Raw genomic sequence first — 20,423 nt, 5'->3', positions numbered from 1 at the left:
TTAAGCGGTGCGTGGCGGTCGCGTTGTCTCCGGGACCGGGTCAGGGGAGGGCCAGGGACGGTCCCTGATGTGCGGGCCGCCGCGCCGGGGGCATCATCGAGGCATGGATCTCCACAAGGACACGCAGAACGCCCCGAAGCAGCTCCGCCGGACCCGCGACGGCCGGATGGTCGCCGGGGTCTGCTCGGGCGCGGCGAAGTACTTCGAGGTGGACGCGAACATCATCCGGCTCGCGCTGGCCGTCCTCACCGTCTTCGGCGGGGCGGGCGTCGCCGCCTACGTCATCGCGTGGGTGCTCGTCCCCGAGGAGGACGCGGCCACGTCGATCGGCGAGGACCTGCTGAAGAAGGCGCAGGAGAACCCCGGCGTCCAGGACGCGGTCCAGCGCGCGAAGGACGCCTTCGCCAAGCGGTGACTCAGGACGCCGACGCGCGGTCCACCGCGGGCTCGTCCGCGAGCCCCAGCCCGTCGTCCGGCTCCTCGGCGCGCGCCGCGCCCGGCACGTTCGCGCGCACCCTGTTCCAGCCGAGCGCGAGCACGGCCGCCGCCGACAGCCCCGCCGCGCCGGAGATCGCCACGACGCGCTCGGGCCCGAGCAGCTCCGTCCCCGCCCCGGCGACCAGGATCGCGAGCCCCTGCCCGGCGAGGATGCCCGACTGCGCGAGCCCGAACGCCATCGCCCGGCCCGCCGCCGGGACGGCCGCGACGAACGCCGCGTTCGCCGCGAGCTGGTAGGCGCTGCCGACCCCGGCCAGCGCCCACAGGCACACCACGGCCCACAGCGGCGGCGCGGCGGCGGTCGCGACGAGCGGCGCGCACGCCAGCATCGCCATCCAGCCCATCGACCGAATCCGGTCGGACGGGCGGACGCACCGGCTGAACAGGAACGCCCCGATCACCATCCCCGTCGGCATCGAGGACATCAGCAGGCCCGCGATGACGGGGTCGTCGCGCCCGGGGTTCTCCGCGAACGTCGCCGCGTACGGCACCGCGAGCCCTTCGGGGACGACGTAGAACGCCGCCAGCCACGCGAACAGCATCAGCGCCCGCAGCGTCGGGTCGCCGAAGACGAGCCGCGCCCCGTCGCGCGTCCCGCGCAGCAGCCCGAGCGAGTCGTGCTCGCGGACCTTCGGCGCGGGCCGCGCCCGCAGTCCGGCGAGCAGGATGACGGCCGACAGCGCGAACGTCAGCGCGTTCAGCGCGAGCGCCTGCCGCTCCCCGACGACCACGACGACGCCCGCGCCGACCAGGAACCCGGCCATCTGCGTCGCCTGGTGGGTGATGTTGTTGATCGCGGACCCGGCGACGTACCGGTCGCCGTCCAGGACGTCCGGCAGGATCGCCGCCCGCGCCGCCGTGAACGGCGCGCCGAGCAGCACGGTGAAGAACACCAGCGCGCACAGCCCGACCGTCGGCATGCCGGTCATCGTCATGCTCGCGACGAGGACCATCCGCACGAGGTCGCAGACGATCATCACGCGGCGGCGCGGGAACAGGTCCGCCAGGCCCGACAGGACGGGCCCGCCGACGATCGGCGGCAGATACGTGAGCGCGTACGTCACCGCGGTGAGCAGCGGCGACTGCGTGTGCTTGTAGATGAGGAGCGCCAGCGCGACCTGCGCGAGCTGGTCGCCGACGAAGGACAGGACCTGCGCCGCCCAGAGCGCGCGGAACTCACCTACGGCGAACACCTCGCGGTAGGTGGCACGCGTCTCGGGCGGACGCCGATGACGGCCGGTCTGCTTTCCCGCCACGCACGCTCCCGTCGGTCGTTCCTGCCGGGCCGGCTCCCCCTATTAACTCACGCTGCGTGGCAGTTATGTGACCTACCGTGCCCATTTGCTGGAACCAGGAAGCGACCGGGGCTTTGACCGGCCCGTGATCTGCCCGGTGATCTGCGGGAACGTCAGTAGCCGAGGTCGTGGAGGCGCGCGTCGTCGATCCCGAAGTGGTGCGCGATCTCGTGGACGACGGTGATCCGCACCTCCTCGACGACCTCCTCGGGCGTCGCGCAGATCCGCAGGATCTCGCGGCGGTAGATCGAGATGTGATCGGGAAGGACGCCCGCGTACCAGTCGCCGCGCTCCGTCAGGGGTACGCCCTGGTACAGGCCGAGCAGGCCGGGTTCGGGCGCGTCGTCCTCCACGACGATGACGACGTTGCTCATGTGCCGGGTCAGCGCGGCCGGGACGCCGTCGAGGGCCTCCCCCACCAGGTCCTCGAACGCGTCCCGTGACATGTCGATCACATCGTCCATTCTGCTTCATGCAGGGAGGTTCCGTGCGTATACCGGCGAGGCTCACCGGACCCGGTGCCCGCCGCACCGGCCGCGTCGCGGCCGTGCTCGCCGTCGCCCTCGTCGGCGGCACGATCGGCCTGCTGCTCGGCGGACGCGTCGAGACCGCCGCCGGGCCCACCGACGTCGCGCTGTCGCTGCGCCCGTCGTGGACCGGCGGGACCACCGTCCAGATCCCCCCGCTCGGCGCCCTCCACCTCGACACCCACCTCGGCCCGTTCGCGCTCCGCGCGCAGGTCACCGAGCTGCGGCTGGCCAGCGCGCGCAAGCTCCTCGACGACCCGGGCGCGGTGGACGACCTCACCGACACCATCGCCGACCAGCTCCGGCACGGCATGATCGTCCTGCTGCTGCGCGGCGCGGGGCTCGCCCTGGTGTTCGGGTTCCTCGCCGGGCTGCTGGTCTTCCGGTCGTGGCGGCGGGCGCTGCTCGGCACCGCCGCGCCCGTCGCCGGCCTGGCCGCCGTCGCGCTCGTCGCCTGGCTGACGTTCAACCCGCGCGCCCTCGCCGAACCCCGCTACACGGGGCTGCTCGCGAACGCGCCGCAGGTCGTCGGCGACACGCAGAACATCGTGGACCGCTTTTCCCGGTACCGGGCGCAGCTCGCGCGGCTCGTCGGGAACGTGTCGCGGCTCTACGCGGCGGCGTCGAGCCTGCCGACGTACGAGCCGGACCCGTCCACGATCCGCGTGCTGCACGTCTCCGACATCCATCTGAATCCGGCGGCGTGGAACGTGATCAGATCCGTCAGCACGCAGTTCCAGGTGAACATGATCCTGGACACCGGCGACCTCATGGACCACGGAACGGCGGCGGAGAACAAGTTCGCGAACGACATCAAGACGTTGAAGGTGCCGTACGTCTACATCCGCGGGAACCACGACTCCAAGAGCACACAGAAGGCCGTCGAGCGGCAGAAGAACGCGGTGGTCCTGGACGACGCGACGCGAACCGTCGGCGGCCTGAAGATCTACGGCGTCGGAGATCCGCGTTTCACCCCCGACAAGTCCACGAAGGACGACACATTCCCCGCCGCGCGACTGCGCTCGCTCGGCGACGGTCTCGCGGCGCGGCTCGCCGCGTCCGGCACGCGGCCCGACCTCGTCATGACGCACGACCCGACCGAGGGCGAGGCGTTCTCCGGGCTGACGCCGCTGATCCTCGCCGGCCACGTCCACGCGCGCTCCACGAAGCTGCTGCCGACCGGGACGCGGCTGTTCGTCCAGGGTTCGACGGGCGGCGCGGGCCTGCGCAGCCTCGACCACGCGCAGCCGACGCCGATCGAGCTGTCCGTCCTCTACTTCGACCGCGCCACGCACCGGCTCCAGGGGTGGGACGACCTGCGCCTCGGCGGCCTCGGCCTCACGTCGGCGCAGATCGAACGGCACCTCGAACCCGACCCGAAACGCAAGGTCGCCCCGGCCCCCGCGCCGCAGTCGCCCAGCCCGGACCCGTCCTCCCCGACCCCCGCGACGACCCGTCCGTCCACAGGCGGATAATCGCTTATGCGTCCCGCCTGGTTGTCCCCTATGCTGGACACGTCGAGTGGCATCGCGCCCGACTCGACCAGGCAGGACCAGGCCCCCTTCGTCTAGCGGCCTAGGACGCCGCCCTTTCAAGGCGGTAGCGCCGGTTCGAATCCGGTAGGGGGTACCACCACCGATACGCGCTGTCGGGGCGGCGGGTTAATGTGACCGGCCTATGACGGCCCCTTACACCACGTTCGCGGACGCGCTGGTGATTCTGGTTCGCGGGGGTGAGGTGCTGCTCGCGCAGCGGAGCGGGACCGGTTATGCGGACGGGATGTGGAATCTGCCGTCCGGCAAGCTCGATGAGGGCGAGACGATCGGGCACGCCGCGATCCGCGAGGCGCGGGAAGAGGTCGGTGTTCGCGTCGCCGAGGCCGATCTGGACTTCGTCCATCTGATCCACTACCGCAACCGTCTGGGTGACGCCCGCCTCGGTGTGTTCTTCGCCGCCCGCCGCTGGATCGGCGAGCCCTACAACGCCGAACCGCACAAATGCAGCCAGGTCGGCTGGTTTCCGCTGGACAGGTTGCCGGCGGAGACCTATCGGTATACCGCCGAGGGGCTTGCCGCCTTCCGGCGCGGCGTTCCGTTCAGCGCTGTCGGGTGGGCCTGAAGTTCCGTAGGCATCGCGCCGCTCTTGGGATCGGCGGCCTGGTGGGGCGATGCGAACCCTCCGTGAGCACATCGTCGTACACCGCCATCTTTTGAAGCATTCCTTGACAGGAATATTCCTCCACACGAATACTAGCGGGCATGGAGGAACTTCTCGTCGCGCTGGCCGATCCGGCTCGGTGGCGGCTGGTGGCGTTGTTGGCCGAGCGGCCGCGGGCCGTGGGGGTGCTCGCCCGGCTCGCCGGGGCGCGGCAGCCGCAGACGACCAAGCACCTGCAGACGCTTGAGCGCGCGGGGGTCGTCACGTCCCAGCGGAGCGGGCAGCGGCGCATCTACGCGTTGCGGCCGGAACGGCTGCGGGAGTTGGCGGCGGCGCTCGGTGGGCTCGCCGACACCGCGGAGCGGGTCGGCGGGCCGGGCGAGAGTTTCGCGCGCTACGGACGCGGCCTCGACGCGGAGCGGCTCGCCGCCGAGGAGCCCGGATGGGCCGACGGCCGGTCGTTCAGGTTCGTCCGGGCGCTGGCGGGCGGGCCCGACCTCGTCTGGCGGCACCTCACCGACGCCGACCTGCTCGGCCGCTGGTGGGCGCCCGACGACCTGCGCGTCTCCGAACTGGTCTTCGAGGCGCGGCCGGGGGGACGCGTCGTCCTGGAGTACCGCGACGCCGAGGACGTCGACGGCCCCGTCGTCGGACGCGCGGAAGGCGCCGTCGAGGACGTCCGCCCCGGCGAACGCCTCGTCTACCGGTCCTCCCCGCTGCTCCCCGATGGCGGCACCGCCTTCACGTCCCACCTCGACCTCCGACTCAAGCCCTCCGAATCCGGCACCGACCTCGACGTCCACTTCCGCGTCACCGACAGCACCGTCGACTCCGCGGACTTCATCGCGGGCATCGAGATCGGCTTCGGCCAGAGCCTCGACCGGCTGGCGGCGGTCCTCGCCGCCGACCCGAACAACCCAGGGAGCACCGAATGACCGACCGCACAGTGACCGCGAACCTGGCCCTCAGCCTCGACGGCCGCTACCACGGCCCCGGCGGCCCCGGCGATTTCGGCGCGTTCGCCCCGTACGTGGCCACCGACGTCGCGCGCGACCACCTCACCCGCGTCTGGGCGGACGCGACGACGGCGCTGCTCGGCCGCGTCAACGCCGAGGGGTTCCTGGGCTACTGGCCGTCCGTCGCGGCGGACGAGAACGCCGACCCGCGCGACCGCGGCTACGCGACGTGGCTGGTCGGCACGGAGAAGGTCGTCCTCTCGACCACCCTGACCGAATCGCCGTGGGACCGCGCCCGCGTCGTGAACGCCCCCGCCGCGGACGTCGTCGCCGACCTCAAGGCCGCGGGCAAGGGCGACATCCTCGTCAACAGCAGCCCCAGCGTCATCAAACCGCTCCTGGCGGCGGACCTGATCGACCGGCTCTACCTCCTGATCTGCCCCGAAATCGTCGGCGGCGGCCAGCGGCTGTTCGACGACGGCCTGACGCCGACGAAGTGGACCCTCGCCCGCTCGGAGACCGGCGAGAGCGGCGAAATCGCGATGGTCTACGACCGCGTCCGCTGAACCGTTCGCCGAGGGCTGTCACGACGGGCCGGATGGCGGACATGTGCGGGGCATGAACTCCTATGACGAGCTGCGCGCCGCGGCGCGGACCGGGGACGGCGCGCTGGCCGCCGACCCGGAGGTCCGCGCCGCGCTGGACGAGCTGGCCGGCCGGACGATGGCCGCCCGCCGGACACCGCGAAGGAGAGCCGTGCCGATCCTCGCGGCGGCCGCCGCCACGGCCGCCGTGCTGTGCGGCGTCGCCGTGCTCCAGCACGACGGGCCGCGCCCGGCGGCCGTCACCCAGCGCGCGTCCCCGCTGCGCACCGGAACCTTCGGCGGCGGCGCGGACGGCAGCGAGTGGCTGAACCTCGGCAGCCCCGGCCTGCCCGCCTACCTGGACGACGCGACGGCGCGCGTCCCGCTGCCGTCCGGCACTGGCTGGACGGCGCTCCGCAGGCAGTTCGCCAGCGACGGCGAGCGGATGCAGGAGACGTCCGTGCAGCTCAACATCGTCCGATACGCGCTGTGCGCGTGGCACGACCATCCAGGCCCGCGTATCGACAACGCTCTGAAAGAGCTGACGGAATGGCGGCCGACCGCCCGCGGCGCGCACGGCGAGATCGTCCCGCCGCGCGACCCCGACCTGCTGCGCCCCCGCGCCGACCGGGCGGCGCTCGCCGCGTACGCCGCCGCCCAGTGCGGGACGAACTGGCGGCTCGCGGGGGCGCGGCGGTGACCGGCGAGCAGCGGTTCGAGGCCGCCGTCCGCCGTGACGGCCCCGCCCTCCTCGGCTACCTGACCCGCCGCACCGACGCGCCCGAGGACGCCGCCGACCTACTCGCGGAGGTCTTCGCCACCGCCTGGCGGCGCGTGGCCGACCTGCCGCCCGGCGACGAGGCCCGGCTGTGGCTCTACGGCATCGCGCGCCGGACCCTGGCCAACCACCGGCGCGGGCGCGTCCGCCGCCACCGGCTGGCCGCGCGGCTGCGCGAGCACCTGGCCGCCCGCGCGGACGGCGGGGACGATCCGGACGACCGCGTCCGCGACGCCCTGCGCGCCCTGTCGGACCGCGACCGCGAAGTCCTGACGCTCACCGCCTGGGAGCAGATGACCCCCGCCGAGATCGCCGTCGTCCTGGACCTCGACCCCGGAACCGTCCGCGCCCGCCTCAGCCGCGCCCGTGCCCGCCTCCGGGCCGCGCTGGAGAAGGCCGACGCGCGTGCGGGCTGACCCTATGCTGGCGGTCGGTTCGGGGGGAGAGGTCGCAGATGATCCGGGTTCTGCTGGCGGAGGACATGCGCATCCTCCGGGACGCGCTCGTCGGCCTGCTCGGTCTGGAGGACGATCTGGAGGTCGTCGCCGCCCTCGGCGACGGCCGGGAGATCGTCCCGGCCGCGCTGCGCCTCCGCCCGGACGTCGCCGTCATCGACATCGAGCTGCCCGGACTGGACGGCCTCAGCGCCGCCGCCGAACTGCACGAGCGCCTGCCGGAGTGCCGCACGCTGGTCCTCACCGGCGTCGGCCGACCCGGGAACCTGCGGCGGGCGCGGGCCGCGCACGTCTCGGGGTTCATGGTGAAGGACTCCCCGGCCGCCGACCTGGCCGGGGCCGTCCGCACGGTCGCCGGGGGCGGGCTGGTGGTCGATCCGCAGCTCGCGTTCGCGGCGCTGGAGGCGTCCGGCAGCCCGCTGACCGACCGCGAGGCCGAGGTGCTGCGGCTCACCGCCGCCGGGAGCGAGCCGCCGGAGATCGCGCGGCAGGTCGGGCTGTCGTACGGGACCGTCCGCAACTACCTCGCGTCGGCCGTCACGAAGCTGAACGCGCGCAATCGGGTGGACGCGATCCGGATCGCGGCGGAGGCGGGCTGGATCTGAGCGGCAGGTCCGCGACGAGCGTGAAGCGGTCGCCGTCGCGCCGGACGGTGAGCCGCCCGCCCGCCTCGGCGGCCCGCGCCGTCAGGTTGGCCAGGCCGTTGCCGCGCCGCGCGGCGGACGAGGCGCGCGCACCGTCGTTGGCCACCCGCAGCCGGACGGCGTCCCCCACGGCACGCACGTCGATCTCGCAGACCGTCGCGCGCGAGTGCCGGACGACGTTCGTGACGGCCTCGCGCAGCAGCACCGCCAGCAGCGGCCCGGGCGCGTCCTCGGGCAGGTCGTCCAGCGCGACGCGGGTCTCGATCCCGGCGGCGGCGAGCATCGAGCGGGCGGCCGCCGCCTCGTCGCACAGCGCGAGCCCGGCCGCGTCGCCCGTGATCGAGCGGACGGTCGCCAGCGCCTGCTCGGCCGTCGCCGCCAGCTCCGCGAGCTGCCCGCGCGCCGCGCCCGGGTCGGCGGCGAGCAGCCGCCCGGCCAGCTCGCCCTTGAGCGCGACCGCGGAGAGCTGGAAGCCGAGCAGGTCGTGGACGTCCCGGGCGATCCGCAGCCGCTCGCGGACGGCCGCCATCCGCGCCAGGCCGCGCCGGGCGTCGTCCACCTCGCGGGCGACGAGCGGCAGGCGGCACAGCGCGTAGACGGCCACGGCCCCCTGGGCGTTGGCGGCGTACGCGAGCACGAGCATCGGCGAGTGGCCGGGGCCGTACACCAGCGGCGCGGGCGCGTAGACGAGCGCGGCGGCAGCCGCCCACGACCAGGGCGGCCGGACGTGGAACAGCACGACGCCCGCGATCAGCCCCGTGTACGGCATCGGGAACGCCGCGCCCAGCACGATCAGCCCCGTCCCGATCGCGGCGACCTGCAGCAGCACCGTCCACCGCCAGGCGCGCGGGCGGCCCGCGCGCGGGACGACGTGGTAGAGCTGCAGTCCCGCGACGAGCGGCAGCACCACGGCCGCCGTCGCGAACTGGGCCGGGGTCGCGCGCAGGACGTTCCCGAGCAGGTTGAGCACCGTCGTGCCGAAGAAGTCGAGCTCGTAGACGAGCAGGACGCCGAACGCCAGCCAGGGCGCGGAGCCGACCGGCCCGGCGGCGGGCGCGGGCGGGCGGCGAGGCACGCGGACCTCCGCGAACGCCTCGTCCCCGGCCGCGCCGGTCTCCAGCCGCCCGCCGACTCCCGCGACGGTGTCCGCGAGACCGGGGAACGCCGACGGGAGCCCGGTGAACGTCACCCGCATCCGCGCGGCCCCGAGTTCGATGCGGCAGCTTTGCGGCGTCCCCTGCTGGAGCGCGGCGACGACGATCCGGCGCAGCAGCGGCGCGAGCGCGGTCTCCTCAACGACCGGCCCGTCCACCGAGACCGGCACGCCCGCCGCCGCGAGCACCGACCGCGCCCCCGCCAGCTCGGCCGCGAGCGACCGGTCCCCCTGCTCGTCCGCGACGGACCGCACCTCGGCCAGCGCGCGCCGGGCGAGCCGCACCGTCTCGGCGACCACCGCCGGGTCCGGGTCGGCGGCGGCGCGGCGGGCCGTCGCCAGGACGACCGCGAGGCGTTCGCCGAGCGCCGCCCGCACGCCGCGCGCCATCCGCAGCCGCTCGCGGGCCGCCGCCAGCGGCGCGAGGCGCGCCCGCGCGGCGTGCAGTTCGCCGACGAGCAGCGCCAGCCGTCCGACGCCGAAGAACAGCACGCCGGTCGCGCCGGTCGCGAGCGCCGTCCACGCCGCGTGGAGCCCGACGTGCGGCGCGCCGGGCGGCGGCAGCCACCACAGCCGGATCGCGAACTCGGCGGCGGGGACGAGCGCCGCCGCGCCCCAGCGCGCCCGCCCGCCGAAGACGAGCAGCACGACGGCGGCGAGCGGCGCGGAGATCGTGGGCAGCGCCCCGCCGACCAGGAAGTACGGCCCGTACGCGAGCACGGTCAGGCAGCAGCACGCGGCGACGGCCCCGCGCCGTCCCGGGCGGCGGAGCACGACCGCGACGGCGAGCGCGAACACCGCGACGACGGCCGCGACGGCCAGTACCGCGGGAATCCCGCGCGGCGCGGGATAGCGGTCCTGCCCGACGAGCAGCGAGCCGATCTTGTACGGGACGAGCAGCCCCGCGCAGAGCGCGAACTGGAGCCTCGCCCGCTGCGGCGCTCGCACCTCGTGGCCCCCTACCAGCCGGTCCGGTGCGGCTCATTATGCATGTCAGCGATGTGCGGATTGCACGTGTCCGTCCTGCGGACCGCGCCCGCGACCGGTGCGCGCGCCACTACCGCGGCCGTCCGCCCGCCTGCGAGTCTCGGCGAACCGAGTTCCACGGAGGGAAGCCGCATGAGCACCATCGAACCGTTCCGCCTCTCGATCCCGGACGCCGAGCTGGACGACCTGCGCGACCGCCTCGCCCGCGTCCGCTGGGCCGACGAGCTGCCGGAGGCCGAGATCACCGACGGCGTCCGGCGTGGACCGATCCAACCCGGCTGGGAGTACGGAGTTCCCCGGTCGTTCGTGCGGGCGCTGACCGACCACTGGCTGACGAAGTTCGACTGGCGCGCCCAGGAGGACCGGCTCAACCGGTACCCGCAGTTCACGACCGAGATCGACGGGCAGAACGTCCACTTCCTGCACGTCCGCTCCCCCGAGCCCGACGCCGTCCCGCTGCTGCTGACGCACGGCTGGCCGAGCAGCTCCTTCGAGTACCTGGGCCTCGTCGACCGGCTCACCGACCCGCGCGCGCACGGCGACGACCCGGCGGACGCGTTCCACGTCGTCGTCCCGACGATCCCCGGCTTCGGGCTGTCCGGGCCGACGCGGGAGAAGGGCTGGAACGAGTACCGCGTCGCGCGGGCGTGGGCCGAGCTGATGGCGCGCCTCGGCTACGACCGGTACGGCGTCCACGGCAACGACGCGGGGGCGATCGTCTCGCCCGTCGTCGGCCGCGTGGACCCCGGGCGGGTGATCGGCGTCCACGTGAACCAGATCTTCTCGTTCCCCTCGGGCGACCCGGCCGAGTTCGCGGGCCTGACGCCCGACGAGCTGGCCTACCTGGAGTTCTTGCAGGGCTTCGTCTCCCACGCCGTCCACGACAAGATCCAGGCGGCGCAGCCGCAGACGCTCGCGCACGCCCTGTCCGACTCGCCGGTCGGGCAGCTCGCGTGGAGCGGGCAGCTGCTCGGCGGCGCGCTGAGCCCGGACGACGTGCTGGCGAACGTCGCGCTCTACTGGTTCACGAACACGTCCGCCTCGTCGGCGCGGTTCTACTACGAGTGCGGGCTGACCGAGCCCGCCGCCGAGCCGACGACGGTCCCGATCGGGCTGGCGTCGTTCGCGTACGACTTCCGGCCGATCCGGAGGTTCGCCGAGCGCGACCACGCGAACATCGTCCACTGGAGCGAGTTCGACCGGGGCAGCCACTGGTCGGCGTACGACGCCCCGGACCTGCTCGTGGACGACGTCCGCGAGTTCTTCCACAAGCTGCGCTGAAACGTCCTACAGACGGCCCTGTACCCCTGACCTACGATGCTCCGCATGGCGCGCATGATCGCTGGTCGGTACAGGGTCGTCGGGGAACTCGGGCGCGGCGGGACGGGGGTGGTCTGGAAGGCGTGGGACGAGCGCCTGAACCGCAACGTCGCGATCAAGGAGCTGACGCTCCCGCAGGACGTCGGGGACGACGAGCGCGCGGCGACGCGGCGGCGGTTCCTGCGCGAAGCCCGCGCGGTCGCGGCGCTGGACCACCCCAACATCGTCGCGGTCCACGACGTCGTCGAGGAACCCGACGTCTACCTGGTCATGCAGTACGTCCAGGGCACCTCGCTCCAGGACGCGGACGTGCCGCTGCCGCCCGAGCGCGTCCGCGCGCTGGGCCTCGCGCTGCTGGACGCGCTGCGGGCCGCGCACGCCCAGGGCATCGTCCACCGGGACGTCAAACCCGCGAACGTGCTGCTCGCCGACAGCGGCGGCGTCGTCCTCGCGGACTTCGGCATCGCCGCGATGACCGACGCCACCCACACCCTGACGCGGACGGGCCTGGTCGTCGGCTCGCTCGGCTACATCGCGCCCGAGCGGTTCTCGTCCGGGACGACCGGCCCCGAATCGGACCTGTGGTCGCTCGGCGCGACGCTCTACTACGCGGCGGTCGGCAAACGCGCGTACCGCGCCGACGAGGGCCTGGAACCGCACCTCGGCCGCCTCATGCTGGGCGACGACCCTGATCTGGCGAAGGCCGGGCCGCTCGGTCCGGTCATCGCCGGGCTGATGGTGAAGGACCCCGCGCACCGGTGGGACCACGAGCGCGCCCGGCGCGCGCTGAACGGCGAGGACACCGGGCCGACCCGGACCATGCCGCCCGCGCTCCGCCCGGCCCCGCGCGGGAACCTCCGGCGGGCGGCCGTCGCGGGCGGCGCGGCGCTGGCGCTCGTGCTCGCGGCCACCGCCGTCTACGCGGCCGTCCGGGACGGCTCGCCCGGCGAGCCGCGCCCGACCGCGTCCCCGAGCCCGACGCTGTACGCCCGGATGCCGGACTTCTGCGACTACATGGCGCGCAACCGGATGCGCGGCTGGAAGGAGCTGACGGCCTCCGAGCTGGGTGTGGACAGCGCCAACAACAGCCGCGAGGCGAACTGCGGCTGGAAGAGCGAACGCGGCACGCTCTCGCTCGTCGTCGGCGCGAAGCTGTACGACGACGACGCGGCCGCCGCCGCGGAGATGGCCAAGATCAAGCCCGGTCGCAGCCCGTACGCCGACGAGACGACCAGCCGCGTCGAGAACGACCAGATCGGCGACGAGGCCATGCAGATGACCGCCGACGAGAAGCGCGGGAAGGACAGCGTCACCAACGCGACGACGGTCTGGTTCCGGCACGACAACCTCGTCGTCTCCGCGCACTACTCGTACACCGACGACGCCGTCATCCTGGGCACGGACGGGAAGGCGGTCGCGGCGGACCTGGCCCGCCAGTTCGCGCGCCAGCTCGACGGCTTCCTGGACGACGAGCCGGAGAACGCCGAGTCCCCGATCCGGGGCGTGCCTACGGCCGGCTGAACAGCAGGTGCGTGACGCCGCTCGGCGACGTCACCGACTCGAACTCCGGGAAGCGCTCCTCCAGCCCTTCGAGGCCGTCCCACAGCCGGACGCCCCGGCCGAGGACGATCGGCATGACCGCGACGTGGAGGTAGTCGACGAGGTCGTCGGCGAGGAACTGGCGGACGGTGGTCGGGCCGCCGCCGATCCGGACGTCCAGGCCGCCCGCCGCCTCGCGCGCCTGCGCCAGGGCCTCCTTCGGCGTCGCGTCGATGAAGTGGAACGTCGTCCCGCCCTCCATCTCCAGCGTGGGGCGCGGGTGGTGCGTCAACACGAAGACCGGGGTGTGGAAAACCGGGTTCGCGCCCCACCAGCCCTTCCATTCCTCGTCCGCCCACGGGCCGCGCTGCGGGCCGAACTTGTTGCGGCCCATGATCTCCGCGCCGATCCCGGTCTGCCACGAACCGGCGACGGCCTCGTCCACCCCGCTGGAACCGCCCTCCTCGCCGTGGATCGCGCGGAACGTGCGGGTGGGCAGCGCCCATTGGACCAGGCGCGTGCCCGCGTGGCCGAAGGGCTGTTCGAGGCTCTGCCCCTCGCCGGTGGCGTAGCCGTCGAGCGAGACGGAGAAGTTGTGGACCCGGACGCGGGACATGGCTTCCTCCAGAGTGGTTGCGGTTTGCAAGCAGTTATCCGGCGAGCGTAGGGTACCCACTTGCGGATTGCAATCACCGGGCGGGCGGGAGAAGGACGGCGATGCGCGACGAGCCCCGGTCGGGCTGCCCCATCAACGCCACGGTCGAGGCCCTCGGCGACCGGTGGAGCCTCATCGTGCTGCGCGACGTGATCTTCGGCGGGCGGCGGCACTTCCGCGACCTGCTCGCCCACTCGGAAGAGGGCATCGCGTCCAACATCCTCAGCAGCCGCCTCAAGGCGCTCGTCGCGGGCGGCCTGCTCACCCGCCACGACGCCGGGCGCGGGCGGCGCGGCGCCTACACGCTCACCGAGGCGGGCGTCCAGACCGTCCCGATCATGGCGGCGCTCGGCTCCTGGGGGCTGCGGCACCGGACGACGACCCGCGAGCTGAGCGTCCGCGCGGAACTCCTGGAACAGGGCGGGCCGGAGCTCTGGGCCGATCTCATGGACGAACTCCGGGAAACACACCTCGGCATTCCGCGCTCCGACCCGGACCGGCCGCGCGCGTCCGAACGCCTCCGGGCCGCGTACGAACAGGCCGTCGCCGAGGGGCGGTGAATCCGTCCGGCGCGCCCGCGCGTCCCATTACCGCCGCTTTCAGGGGTGCGCTCCCGGTTCGCGGCGTGGTGCAATCAACGCTCGGGCGTCTTTGAGGACGGCATGTGAACCACCTCCCTCCCCCCAGGCCGGAACCGCAGGTCGCGGCGTGGATTCGCGTTCCGGCGCTGATCGTCTTCGTGCCGCTGCGGCTGCTGTGGGAACTCGTCGTGCTCGTCGCCAAGGGCGTCGGCTGGGTGCTCGCGGCCGTCGTCGTCATGCCGGTCCTGTGGATCGGGCGCGGGATCGCCCGGCTCGCGCGCGCCCTGTGGACGCACGTGCTCGCGCCGTTCGGACGTTTCCTGCTACTGCTCCTGCGGCTGCTGTGGTGGCCGTTCGGGATGCTGCTGACGGGCCTCGCGCTCGCCGCCGCCTGGGCGTGGAAGTACCTGGTGGCGCTGCCCGCGTCGCTGCTGTGGCGGTACGCGCTGCGGCCGCTGCTGCTGGGGCTGGCGTACGTGCTCGTCGTGCCGCTGATCGGGCTCTACCGGTACGTGCTGCGACCGCTCGGGCTGGCGCTCGCCTGGTCGTGGTCCGCGGCCGGTCGGCTGCTGTATCTGCTCCTGGTGGTCCCGTGCCGCTGGCTGTACGCGGCCATCCTGCGCCCGCTGGGGCACGCGGTCCGCTGGACGTGGTTCGCGGCGGGACGTTTCCTGGCGTTCCTCATCGTCACCCCGTGCCGCTGGCTGTACCGCGCGATCCTGCGCCCGCTCGGGCACGCCGTCCGCTGGACGTGGTTCGCCGCCGGACGTTTCCTGGCGTTCCTCGGCCGCGTGCTCATCGCCGCGCCGTGCCGGTTCGCGTACCGGGCCTTCCTCCGGCCCGCCGGCCACGGCGTCCGCGCCGTCTGGCGGACGTGCGTCACGCGGCCCGCGCGCTGGGTCCGCGTCACCTACATCGACCCGATCCGCGCCGCCGGACGCGAGGTCCGCGCCCAGATCCGCCGCGCGTTCCGGGCGGGGTGACGGCCGCCCAGGCGCGACTGGGATAATCGGGCGCGATGTATCGACTCCTGTACGCACTGGTCATCCGCCACGTCCCCGCCGAACCCGTCCACCACTGGACGCTGCTCGGCCTCCGCGCGATCCAGGCGGTGCCCGGCGCGACCGCGCTGCTGCGCCGCCTGCTCGCCCCGCGCGACCCGGCGCTGCGCGTCCGCGCGCTCGGCCTGGAGTTCCCCGGCCCGCTCGGGCTCGCCGCCGGGTTCGACAAGGACGCCGTCGCCTACGACGCGCTCGGCGCGTTCGGGTTCGGGCACGTCGAGATCGGCACGCTGACCGGGCAGGCCCAGCCGGGCAACCCCCGGCCCCGGCTGTTCCGGCTGACGGCCGACCGCGCGGTCGTCAACCGGATGGGGTTCAACAACCGGGGGTCGATCGACGCGGCGCGGCGGCTGCTGCGGCGGCGGCCGGGGACGATCGTCGGCGTCAACATCGGCAAGACCAAGATCGTCCCGGAGGACCGCGCGGCCGCCGACTACGTCGCGAGCGCCGGACGGCTCGCGCCGCACGCCGATTACCTCGTCGTCAACGTCAGCTCGCCGAACACGCCGGGCCTGCGGAACCTCCAGGCCGTGGAGCACCTGCGGCCGCTGCTGTCGGCCGTCCGCGCCGCCGCCGACCAGGTCACCGACCGGCACGTCCCGCTGCTGGTGAAGATCGCGCCCGACCTCGCCGACGAGGACGTGGACGCCGTCGCCGACCTCGCCCTCGACCTCGGCCTGGACGGCGTCATCGCGACCAACACCACCGTCTCCCGCACCGGCCTGCGCTCGCCCGCGACGCTCACCGACGAGACCGGCGGCCTCTCCGGCGCGCCCCTGAAGGCCCGCTCGCTCGACGTCCTGCGCCGCCTCCGCGCCCGCACCGGCGGCCGCCTCACCCTGATCTCCGTCGGCGGCGTCGAAACCGCCGACGACGTCTGGGAACGCGTCCGCGCGGGCGCCACCCTGGTCCAGGGCTACACCGGCATGATCTACGGCGGCCCCTTCTGGGCCCACCGCATCCACAAGGACCTCTCCCGCCGCCTCCGCGCGAGCACCTTCAAAACCCTCACCGACGCCCGCCGCTGACCGGAACCCCCAGCCACACCGCCCCACCCGACACCGCACCCCCCAGGCCCGGACTACCAGCCCCGCCTCCCGCCGAACCCGCCGATCTCCGCCACAGCGCGAGTGCGTGACCTGCCGGGTGGGGCGGAGCCGAAGGCGAGCCCCGCCCGGCAGATCGCGGAGCGATGCCGCACTCGCACGCGGTCCGGGTAAGCCGCGAGCCGCCAGGCGAGCGGCTTGGCCGGGGATGCCAGTCAATTGGCCGGCCCCTAGGCGAATCAAGCACCGGGTGGGGGTGTGAGCGGGCGTTCGCGGCGGGACGGTCCTGCGTATGGACATGATCGGGCGGCGGGCGGCGGGGGTGCGCGTCGGGGCGGCCGTGGTCGCGGCGCTGCCCGCGTTGGCGCTGCGGTTGTCGGGCGCGCATCCGCCCGCGGGGTGGGCGCTGGTCGTCTTCGGGCTCGGGGTGCTGGCGGCGGCCGTCGTCCTGATGTGGGCGTCGGAGACGGCGCGGGCCGACATGTCGGGCGCGCTCGCCCTGGCGCTGCTCGCGTTGATCGCCGTGCTGCCCGAGTACGCCGTCGACCTGTACTACGCGTACCGCGCCGGGTCCAGGCCGGAGTACACCGCGTACGCGGCGGCGAACATGACGGGCGCGAACCGCCTGCTCATCGGCGTCGGCTGGGCGGCGGTCGTCCTGGCGTTCGCGACCGCCTCCCGCCGCGCCACCAGACGCGGCGGCGTCGGCGCGGACCCGCGTGCCGCCGGGCGTCGTGGGATCGGCAGGCGTTCCGGGGGGCGGCATGCGAGGCGGGATGTCGTGCTGCGGCCCGCGCAGCGCATCGACCTCGGGTTCCTCGCGCTCGCGGCGGTGCTCGGGTTCGTCCCGCCGCTCGCCGACGAGATCGGGTGGTACGTCACGATCCCCCTGCTGCTGATCTACGCCGCGTACATCGTGCGGATCTCGCGCGGCGGACCCGACCACGAGGCCGAGCCGGCGGGCGTCCCCGCGTACCTGACCGCGCTGCCGCCGCCCGCGCGCCGCGCCGCGACGTGGGCCGGGTTCGCGTTCGGCGCGGCGGTGGTGTTCGCTTCGGCGGAGCCGTTCGCCGAGTCGCTCGTCCACCTCGGGACGTCGGCGGGGATCGACCGGTTCCTGCTCGTCCAGTGGCTCGCGCCGCTCGCGTCGGAGGCGCCCGAGCTGATCGTCGCGACGCTCTACGCGTGGCGGCTCCGCGACGCGGACGGCATCGGCGCGCTGCTGTCCAGCAAGGTCAACCAGTGGACGCTGCTGATCGGCACACTCCCGTTCGCCTACCGCGCGGGCGGCGGCGCCTGGTCGCTGCCGCTGGACGCGCGGCAGGCCGAGGAGGTGCTGCTGACGGCGGCGCAGACCGTCCTCGGCCTCGGCCTGCTCATCGACCTGGTGTTCCGCCGCTGGGAGGCGCTGCTGCTCTTCGCGCTGTTCGCCGTCCAGTTCGCGATACCGGGCCAGCAGGCCCGCCTGGTCCTGGCGGGCGTCTACCTCGCCGCGGGCTTCGCCGTGCTGATCACCAAACGCCGCTCCCTCGCCGCCGCGATGGCCACGGCCCTCCGCCCCGACCGCTGACAGCCCGACAGGGCCACGCGACCAGCCCCACTGCCGCCGCCCCGCCGATGGGACGGTCGCCGCGCGGGGTGAGAACGGTTCGGCGACGGCACCACGACCGACCGGTACACGCCGGTCTTGGTGAGCGGCCTGCCGTAGCGGAACCCCGACCGCGCGCCGGCCGGTTTCGGAGGGCGGCTACGGGACGACGGTGAAGAAGCCGTCCGCGATCAGTTCCGGGAGGACGGCGGCGGCGTGGGCGCGGACCTGGGACGGGTCCAGGGCGAGCAGTTGCGCGATGGCGTCCAGGAGCGGTTCCGGCGGCAGCGTCCCGTCGCAGACGCCCGCCAGCGCCGCCTCGACGGTCCCGACGCCCGCGACGCGCCGCAGTCCGCGCGTCTGCCGCAGCAGAATCCGCTCGGGATCGGCCGCGCCGGGCGGCCCGACCTGCTCCTGCACGACGCCGTCCGCGAGCCGAAGTTTTCCCCAGCCTGTGGAAAACTCCGGAGCAGCCACGAGACCGGACAGGACGCCGTCCACATACGCCCCCACGGGCTCGTCCACCGCGTGCCGCAACTCCTCGACGCGCACCACCGGAACACCCCCGTCCCGCCGCCGCAGCGTGATCCACCCGAACCCGATCCCGGCCACCTTCCGCCGCTCGAAGTCCGCCAGCCACGCCTCGTACCGCTCCGCGTAACCGGGCGCGCCCGCCTCGACCGAGTCCCGCAGCCACAGCTCCGCGTACTCCGCCGGGTCCTGGACGTCCCGCTGCACGATCCACGCGTCGCACCCGGACTCCGCCGCCCACCCGCCGACGCGCTCCCGCCACCCTTCACCGGCCACATCCAGCCAGTTCGCGAGCAGGTGACAGTACCCACCGTCCGTCAAACGGTCGCGCGCGGAGACCACCAGCCGACGACAGAACTCGTCCCCCGGCAGACCGGATTCCCGGTACGTCCGGCGCTGCCCGCCAGGCGGCGCGACGACGAACGGCGGGTTCGACACGATCAGATCGAACCGCCGATCCTCCACCGGCTCGAACAGCGACCCCTCCGCCAGCTCGACCCCGGCCAGCCCCGACAGCGCGAAGCTGAGCGCGGCGAGCCGCAGCGCGCGCGGATGCACGTCCGTCGCGGTGATCCGCCCCGGCCGCCGCCCGACCGCCGGGTCCGCGACGTGCAGCGCCTGCACCCCGCACCCCGTCCCGAGATCGAGGACGTTGTCCACAGGACTGTGGACGACGAGCCGCGCCAGGCTCGCGGACGCGCCGCCCGCCCCGACCACGTGGTCCGCCGAGACCGGACGTCCGGAACCGGGCCGCACCTTGAGATCCGAAACGACCCATCCGGCATGCCCCGAACCCGTCACCGACTCCAGCGGCTCGACGTGCAGCAACGGCCGCAGCTCCCCGCCGTCCGCGACGGCGAGCCCGGCCGCCGCGAGATCGCACGCCGGAACAGCGTCCACCGGAACGGGCACCTGCAACCAGAACAACCGCGTGAAGACCTCCAGCGGCGACCCGCCCCCGGTGGCCCGCAACGCCGGAACGATCTCGTCCCGCGCCAGCGCCCCGCCCGCCACCGCGCCGAGCAGCCCGCGCACCCCGCCCACCGTGTAGTCGGCCGCGGCGAACGCGGCGCGCACCCGCTCCAGGGCGGCGGCGACAGCGGGATCGAGGACGGGAACGCGCGGCTCGTCGGGCATCCGCCCATCCTGCCGGACCCGCCGCGCGGTCAGCGCAGGTACGCGTCGAAGCCCTTCGCCAGCGCCTCGGCCATCCGCTGCCGGAACGCCGCGCTCGTCATCTTCGCGGCGTCCCCGGCGTTGCGCATGTTGCCGCACTCGATGAACACCTTCGGCACCGTCGACAGGTTCAGCCCGCCGAGGTCGCCGCGCCTGTCGATGCCCTGGTCCGCGATGTAGTTCGCGTACGGGATGCCGGTGCCCTGCCGGTACGCGTCGCGCAGCGCGCGGGCCAGCTTCGCCGACGGCCCGACGATCGCGGTGTTGTGCCCGGCGACCGGCGCGGGCTCGATGATGTGGAACCCGTGCCCGGACGCGGCCGCGCCGTCCCCGTGGATGGAGATCGCCGCGTCCGCCCGCGCCTGGTTGCCGATGGCGGCGCGCTGGTTGACGCACGGGCCCCAGCCCTTGTTGTCCTGCCGCGTCATCTTCACCGTCGCGCCCTGGGCGACGAGGATGTCGCGCAGGCGCTTGGACACGTCCAGCGTGAACGCCGACTCGTCGTACCCCGCGTTCGTCGCGGTGCCGGTGGTGTCGCACTCCTTGTGGCCGTTCCCGACGTTCACCTGCCGGTTGATCTCGGCGGTGTGCGTCGCGTTCCCGCCGTTGTGGCCCGGGTCGATGACGACCACCTTGCCCGCCAGCGGCCGCCCGCCGCGCGGCGACGCGCTCGGCGAGGTCGCGGCGCCCGGCGAGCCCGGCTGCGACGCGGTCGGCGGCGTGGCCGACGCGGTGCCCCCGCCGCCCTCGTCGTCACCGCCGCACGCCGCGAGGAACGCCAGGCAGAGCGTCACGCAGGCGGCGGCGGGGCCGCCCGTCGTCAGGCGTGCTCGGTGGAATCGCACAGGCCGCGCTCCCGTGATGTGATCGTTACGACCCTGACAGTCTGCAC

At 74.1% G+C, this 20,423-nt stretch carries 20 protein-coding genes and 1 tRNA gene; 15 read left to right on the top strand and 6 right to left on the bottom strand.

Annotation, left to right across the window (positions count from 1 at the left end; genetic code table 11):
• Positions 1 to 103: 103 nt before the first annotated feature.
• A complete protein-coding gene (locus G339_RS0116565; protein WP_019632200.1) occupies positions 104 to 415 on the top strand; it encodes a PspC domain-containing protein in 312 nt (103 codons plus the stop codon).
• Between the two features lies 1 nt (position 416).
• On the opposite strand, the gene G339_RS33990 is transcribed toward G339_RS0116565, so the two are convergent.
• Both G339_RS33990 and G339_RS0116555 read right to left on the bottom strand, forming a co-directional pair.
• Complete coding sequence (locus tag G339_RS33990) at positions 417 to 1,754, bottom strand: MFS transporter (protein WP_019632199.1); 1,338 nt, start codon at positions 1,752 to 1,754, stop codon at positions 417 to 419.
• 152 nt (positions 1,755 to 1,906) lie between these two features.
• Positions 1,907 to 2,257, bottom strand: coding sequence for a metallopeptidase family protein (locus tag G339_RS0116555; RefSeq protein WP_420804494.1), 351 nt, complete (start codon positions 2,255 to 2,257; stop codon positions 1,907 to 1,909).
• A gap of 23 nt (positions 2,258 to 2,280) precedes the next feature.
• Here G339_RS0116555 and G339_RS0116550 point away from each other — a divergent pair, with 23 nt between their 5' ends.
• From G339_RS0116550 to G339_RS0116510, 8 genes are all read left to right on the top strand, one after another.
• Positions 2,281 to 3,795: a metallophosphoesterase family protein gene (locus G339_RS0116550; RefSeq protein WP_051107860.1), complete on the top strand. Its 1,515-nt coding sequence runs from the start codon at positions 2,281 to 2,283 to the stop codon at positions 3,793 to 3,795.
• A gap of 81 nt (positions 3,796 to 3,876) precedes the next feature.
• Positions 3,877 to 3,952 (top strand) — tRNA-Glu (locus G339_RS0116540).
• A 45-nt stretch (positions 3,953 to 3,997) separates the two neighbouring features.
• Positions 3,998 to 4,438, top strand: a complete 441-nt coding sequence (locus G339_RS0116535) for an NUDIX hydrolase (protein ID WP_019632196.1) — start codon at positions 3,998 to 4,000, stop codon at positions 4,436 to 4,438.
• A gap of 140 nt (positions 4,439 to 4,578) precedes the next feature.
• Positions 4,579 to 5,412: a metalloregulator ArsR/SmtB family transcription factor gene (locus G339_RS0116530; protein WP_019632195.1), complete on the top strand. Its 834-nt coding sequence runs from the start codon at positions 4,579 to 4,581 to the stop codon at positions 5,410 to 5,412.
• Positions 5,409 to 5,999: a dihydrofolate reductase family protein gene (locus G339_RS0116525; protein ID WP_019632194.1), complete on the top strand. Its 591-nt coding sequence runs from the start codon at positions 5,409 to 5,411 to the stop codon at positions 5,997 to 5,999. The genes G339_RS0116530 and G339_RS0116525 overlap by 4 nt, the downstream gene beginning before the upstream one ends.
• 52 nt (positions 6,000 to 6,051) lie before the next feature.
• Entirely contained in the window at positions 6,052 to 6,717 is a 666-nt protein-coding gene (locus tag G339_RS40450; RefSeq protein WP_019632193.1) for a hypothetical protein, read from the top strand.
• Entirely contained in the window at positions 6,714 to 7,211 is a 498-nt protein-coding gene (locus G339_RS0116515) for an RNA polymerase sigma factor (protein WP_240489830.1), read from the top strand. The genes G339_RS40450 and G339_RS0116515 overlap by 4 nt, the downstream gene beginning before the upstream one ends.
• Positions 7,212 to 7,249: 38 nt before the next feature.
• Positions 7,250 to 7,855 carry a response regulator transcription factor gene (locus G339_RS0116510; protein ID WP_019632191.1) on the top strand — a complete coding sequence of 202 codons (606 nt, stop codon included), beginning with the start codon at positions 7,250 to 7,252 and terminating at the stop codon, positions 7,853 to 7,855.
• Here G339_RS0116510 and G339_RS0116505 read toward each other — a convergent pair.
• A complete protein-coding gene (locus G339_RS0116505; RefSeq protein ID WP_019632190.1) occupies positions 7,788 to 9,995 on the bottom strand; it encodes a sensor histidine kinase in 2,208 nt (735 codons plus the stop codon). The genes G339_RS0116510 and G339_RS0116505 overlap by 68 nt on opposite strands.
• Before the next feature lie 171 nt (positions 9,996 to 10,166).
• Between G339_RS0116505 and G339_RS0116500 the strand changes: the two genes are divergently transcribed.
• Together G339_RS0116500 and G339_RS36770 are read left to right on the top strand one after the other, a co-directional pair.
• A complete protein-coding gene (locus G339_RS0116500; protein WP_019632189.1) occupies positions 10,167 to 11,315 on the top strand; it encodes an epoxide hydrolase family protein in 1,149 nt (382 codons plus the stop codon).
• Between the two features lie 45 nt (positions 11,316 to 11,360).
• The gene (locus tag G339_RS36770) at positions 11,361 to 12,875 is read left to right on the top strand and encodes a serine/threonine-protein kinase (RefSeq protein WP_169514745.1); all 1,515 of its coding nucleotides are present in this window, start codon (positions 11,361 to 11,363) and stop codon (positions 12,873 to 12,875) included.
• On the opposite strand, the gene G339_RS0116490 is transcribed toward G339_RS36770, so the two are convergent.
• Positions 12,862 to 13,509, bottom strand: coding sequence for a dihydrofolate reductase family protein (locus tag G339_RS0116490; RefSeq protein ID WP_019632188.1), 648 nt, complete (start codon positions 13,507 to 13,509; stop codon positions 12,862 to 12,864). The genes G339_RS36770 and G339_RS0116490 overlap by 14 nt on opposite strands.
• A gap of 101 nt (positions 13,510 to 13,610) precedes the next feature.
• Here G339_RS0116490 and G339_RS0116485 point away from each other — a divergent pair, with 101 nt between their 5' ends.
• The 4 genes from G339_RS0116485 to G339_RS0116470 all read left to right on the top strand — a co-directional run bounded on the left by G339_RS0116485 (position 13,611) and on the right by G339_RS0116470 (position 17,806).
• Entirely contained in the window at positions 13,611 to 14,108 is a 498-nt protein-coding gene (locus G339_RS0116485; RefSeq protein WP_019632187.1) for a winged helix-turn-helix transcriptional regulator, read from the top strand.
• 104 nt (positions 14,109 to 14,212) lie between these two features.
• Positions 14,213 to 15,112, top strand: a complete 900-nt coding sequence (locus G339_RS0116480; protein WP_019632186.1) for a hypothetical protein — start codon at positions 14,213 to 14,215, stop codon at positions 15,110 to 15,112.
• 35 nt (positions 15,113 to 15,147) lie between these two features.
• Complete coding sequence (locus tag G339_RS0116475; protein WP_019632185.1) at positions 15,148 to 16,218, top strand: quinone-dependent dihydroorotate dehydrogenase; 1,071 nt, start codon at positions 15,148 to 15,150, stop codon at positions 16,216 to 16,218.
• Positions 16,219 to 16,528: 310 nt separating this feature from the next.
• Positions 16,529 to 17,806 (top strand): hypothetical protein, encoded by a 1,278-nt coding sequence (locus tag G339_RS0116470; RefSeq protein WP_019632184.1) that lies wholly within the window; start codon positions 16,529 to 16,531, stop codon positions 17,804 to 17,806.
• A gap of 177 nt (positions 17,807 to 17,983) precedes the next feature.
• Here the strand turns inward: G339_RS0116470 and G339_RS0116465 are convergent, their stop codons facing one another.
• Together G339_RS0116465 and G339_RS0116460 are read right to left on the bottom strand one after the other, a co-directional pair.
• Positions 17,984 to 19,492 carry a DUF7059 domain-containing protein gene (locus tag G339_RS0116465; RefSeq protein ID WP_019632183.1) on the bottom strand — a complete coding sequence of 503 codons (1,509 nt, stop codon included), beginning with the start codon at positions 19,490 to 19,492 and terminating at the stop codon, positions 17,984 to 17,986.
• Positions 19,493 to 19,521: 29 nt separating this feature from the next.
• The gene (locus G339_RS0116460) at positions 19,522 to 20,376 is read right to left on the bottom strand and encodes an N-acetylmuramoyl-L-alanine amidase (RefSeq protein ID WP_240489829.1); all 855 of its coding nucleotides are present in this window, start codon (positions 20,374 to 20,376) and stop codon (positions 19,522 to 19,524) included.
• Positions 20,377 to 20,423: the final 47 nt, after the last annotated feature.

It is taken from the genome of Actinomadura atramentaria DSM 43919, assembly GCF_000381885.1.
GTDB lineage: Bacteria > Actinomycetota > Actinomycetes > Streptosporangiales > Streptosporangiaceae > Spirillospora > Spirillospora atramentaria.
Note: the sequence above shows the minus strand (reverse complement) of the source record. Positions and strands in the feature narration are given on the sequence as shown.